The following is a 3071-nucleotide window of genomic DNA, read 5'->3' on the forward strand; positions in this document are numbered from 1 at the left end:
TTCTGAGTTTAAGAGATCTTGAAGACACAAGCTGGCTTGCCTGCGATGACGGCGTCATGATCGCCGCCATCCCAACGGCCCTCTCCTACACGCGAGTTCCTATGAAAACCTCATTGCGCCTGGCCCTGCTGTCAGCCCTGTTCACTACCACCCTGGCCCAGGCTGCCGACCTGATTCCCATCGACGTGCACCGCGACGCCAACTGCGGTTGTTGCAAAAAGTGGATCAGCCACCTGGAAAGCAATGGTTTCAAGGTCAATGACCACGTCGAAGCCGACATGAGCGCCGTCAAACAACGCCTGGGCGTGGCGCCGCGCCTGGGTTCATGCCACACCGCCGTGATCGACGGCAAGTTCGTCGAAGGCCACGTGCCCGCCGAGCAAGTGCTGGCCTTGCGTAAACGCGATGACCTGTTGGGCTTGGCCGCGCCGGGCATGCCCATGGGCTCACCGGGCATGGAAGTCGAAGGCCGCAGCGAGGCCTATCAAGTCATCGGCCTGACCCGTGCAGGCAAAGATGTGGTGGTGGCTGAATACCCGGCGCAATGATCGCCGGCTACCTGGGGCTATTTTTCGCGGCGTTTGGCGCCGCAACACTGCTGCCACTTCAATCCGAAGCCGTGCTGGTGGGCCTGCTGCTCAGCGGGCATTACAGCCTCTGGTTGCTGCTGGGCGTTGCCACGCTGGGCAATGTGCTGGGCTCGGTGGTCAATTGGTGGCTCGGACGCTGGGTCGAGCATTTCAAGGGGCGGCGCTGGTTTCCTGTCAGTGACAAGCAGTTGGACAAGGCTCGTCACCATTACCAGCGCTGGGGCCATTGGACGTTGTTGCTCAGTTGGATGCCGATCATCGGTGACCCGCTGACCTTGGTGGCCGGGGTGATGCGTGAGCCGTTGTGGCGATTCCTGCTGTTGGTGACTTTAGCCAAAAGCGTCCGTTATGGGGTACTCGCTGCCGTGACCTTGCACTGGGTGTTAATCCCCAGTTAATCGTCCCGCAACAGCATCCGAGCACCCTTCTCGGAGCCTTGCCAATGCCCCTGATCCGCGCTTTTTGCATCACCGGCCTGCTCGCCGTCAGCACCGCACCCGCCTTTGCCGCCAGCTACGGTCCCGAGCTGCAAGGCTTTGAATACCCCTACCCACTCAAGCATTTCGAATTCCAATCCCAGGGCAAATCCCTGCAGATGGGGTATATGGACGTGCCCGCCAAAGGACAGGCCAACGGCCGCAGCGTGGTGTTGATGCACGGCAAGAACTTCTGCGGTGCCACCTGGGAAGGTTCGATCAAGGCGTTGAGCGATGCCGGTTACCGGGTGATCGCGCCGGACCAGATTGGTTTTTGCAGCTCCAGCAAGCCCGATCATTATCAATACAGTTTCCAGCAGTTGGCGACCAACACCCATCAACTGCTGGAAAAACTCGGCATTCAAAAGGCCACGGTTATCGGCCACTCAACCGGCGGCATGCTCGCCACGCGTTACGCGCTGATGTACCCCGAGCAGACCGAACAGCTGGCAATGGTCAACCCGATTGGCCTGGAAGACTGGAAGGCACTGGGCGTGCCCTCGCTCACCGTCGACCAATGGTATGCCCGTGAGCTGAACGTCAGCGCCGACGGCATTCGCAAATACCAGCTCAACACCTATTACGTCGGGCGCTGGAAACCCGAGTACGAGCGTTGGGTAGACATGTACGCCGGCCTGAGCAACGGCCCAGGGCATACCCTGGTCGCATGGAACTCGGCGTTGATTTACGACATGATCTTCACCCAGCCGGTGTACTACGAGTTCAAGAACCTGCAAATGCCCACGCTGCTGCTGATCGGCACGTCCGATAACACCGCCATCGGAAAGGACATTGCGCCGCCGGCAGTCAAGGCCAAGCTCGGCGACTACGCCGTGCTGGGCAAGCAAGTGGCCAAGTTGATTCCCCATGCAACCCTGGTGGAGTTCCCGGGTCTGGGGCATGCACCGCAGATGGAGGAACCGGCCCAGTTTCATCAAGCGCTGTTGCAGGGTTTAAACGCCCTTTAATTCAACCTTTTTCGAGGCACTCGTGAATGTCGGTACAGATCGCAGTCATTGATGATTGGCAGAACGTGGCCAGTGGCGTGGTGGATTGGTCAGTGCTTGAGGCCGTGGGCCAGGTGCATTTCCTGCACGATTACCCGGCGGACACCGCCACCATGATCGAACGTCTGCGGGGCTTCGAGGTGATTTGCGTGATGCGCGAACGCTCCACTTTCGACAAGGCTCTGCTGCAAGGTTTGCCAAAGCTCAAGCTGCTGGTAACGGGCGGCATGCGCAACGCGGCCATCGACATTCCTGCGGCGAAGGCGCTGGGCATTACGGTCTGCGGCACTGACAGCTATAAACACGCCGCACCGGAATTGACCTGGGCTCTAATCATGGCGTCCACCCGCAATCTGCTGGCCGAGGCCAATTCCTTGCGCGCCGGCCACTGGCAGATTGGCCTGGGCGGCGATCTGCATGGCAAGACCCTGGGTATTCTCGGCCTGGGCAGCATTGGCCAGAAAGTCGCGCAGTTTGCCCAGGTGTTCGGCATGCGGGTGATTGCCTGGAGTGAAAACCTCACGCCGGAACGCGCGGCGGAATCGGGCGTGACCTGGGTCAGCAAGCAGGCGTTGTTTGAACAGGCGGATATTCTTACCGTTCATCTGGTGCTTAGCGACCGCAGCCGTGGGCTGGTGGACGCCGAGGCACTGGGGTGGATGAAACCCAGCGCGCACTTGGTCAACACCGCACGTGGCCCGATTGTGGATGAGTCGGCGCTGGTACAGGCATTGGAAAACGGACGCCTGGCGGGAGCCGCGCTGGATGTGTACGCCGAGGAACCGTTGCCGGCGGATCACCCGTTCCGCCGCCTGCCGAACGTACTGGCGACGCCGCACGTGGGGTATGTGAGCGAACAGAATTACCAACAGTTCTACGGCCAGATGATCGAAGACATTCAAGCGTGGGCCAAGGGAGCGCCCATTCGCGTGCTGGGCTGACGCACTCTTTCGGAGCATTCGCACTTTTTTGGCGAGCGGGCTTGTTGTGGCGAGCGG

Annotated in this window: 4 protein-coding genes; all 4 read left to right on the top strand. The window is 60.3% G+C overall.

What is annotated here, in order from left to right; translation table 11 throughout:
* Positions 1 to 101: 101 nt before the first annotated feature.
* From H096_RS24890 to H096_RS24905, 4 genes are read left to right on the top strand one after another with little or no spacing between them, the layout of a single operon-like run.
* Positions 102 to 548, top strand: a complete 447-nt coding sequence (locus H096_RS24890; protein WP_033901996.1) for a DUF411 domain-containing protein — start codon at positions 102 to 104, stop codon at positions 546 to 548.
* Positions 545 to 988: a YqaA family protein gene (locus H096_RS24895; RefSeq protein ID WP_033901997.1), complete on the top strand. Its 444-nt coding sequence runs from the start codon at positions 545 to 547 to the stop codon at positions 986 to 988. The genes H096_RS24890 and H096_RS24895 overlap by 4 nt, the downstream gene beginning before the upstream one ends.
* A gap of 44 nt (positions 989 to 1032) precedes the next feature.
* Positions 1033 to 2034, top strand: a complete 1002-nt coding sequence (locus H096_RS24900; protein WP_033901998.1) for an alpha/beta hydrolase — start codon at positions 1033 to 1035, stop codon at positions 2032 to 2034.
* 26 nt (positions 2035 to 2060) lie between these two features.
* Positions 2061 to 3014 (top strand): D-2-hydroxyacid dehydrogenase family protein, encoded by a 954-nt coding sequence (locus H096_RS24905; protein ID WP_033901999.1) that lies wholly within the window; start codon positions 2061 to 2063, stop codon positions 3012 to 3014.
* Positions 3015 to 3071 lie beyond the last annotated feature (57 nt).

This window comes from Pseudomonas sp. FH1 (genome assembly GCF_000510895.2).
In the GTDB taxonomy this organism is placed as follows: Bacteria; Pseudomonadota; Gammaproteobacteria; order Pseudomonadales; family Pseudomonadaceae; genus Aquipseudomonas; species Aquipseudomonas azotoformans_A.

Bases quoted from the DNA above. Each gene is read 5' to 3' on its own strand.
- H096_RS24905 (WP_033901999.1), top strand. From the start codon at position 2,061: ATGTCGGTACAGATCGCAGTCATTGATGATTGGCAGAACGTGGCCAGT.
- H096_RS24890 (WP_033901996.1), top strand. From the start codon at position 102: ATGAAAACCTCATTGCGCCTGGCCCTGCTGTCAGCCCTGTTCACTACC.
- H096_RS24900 (WP_033901998.1), top strand. From the start codon at position 1,033: ATGCCCCTGATCCGCGCTTTTTGCATCACCGGCCTGCTCGCCGTCAGC.
- H096_RS24895 (WP_033901997.1), top strand. From the start codon at position 545: ATGATCGCCGGCTACCTGGGGCTATTTTTCGCGGCGTTTGGCGCCGCA.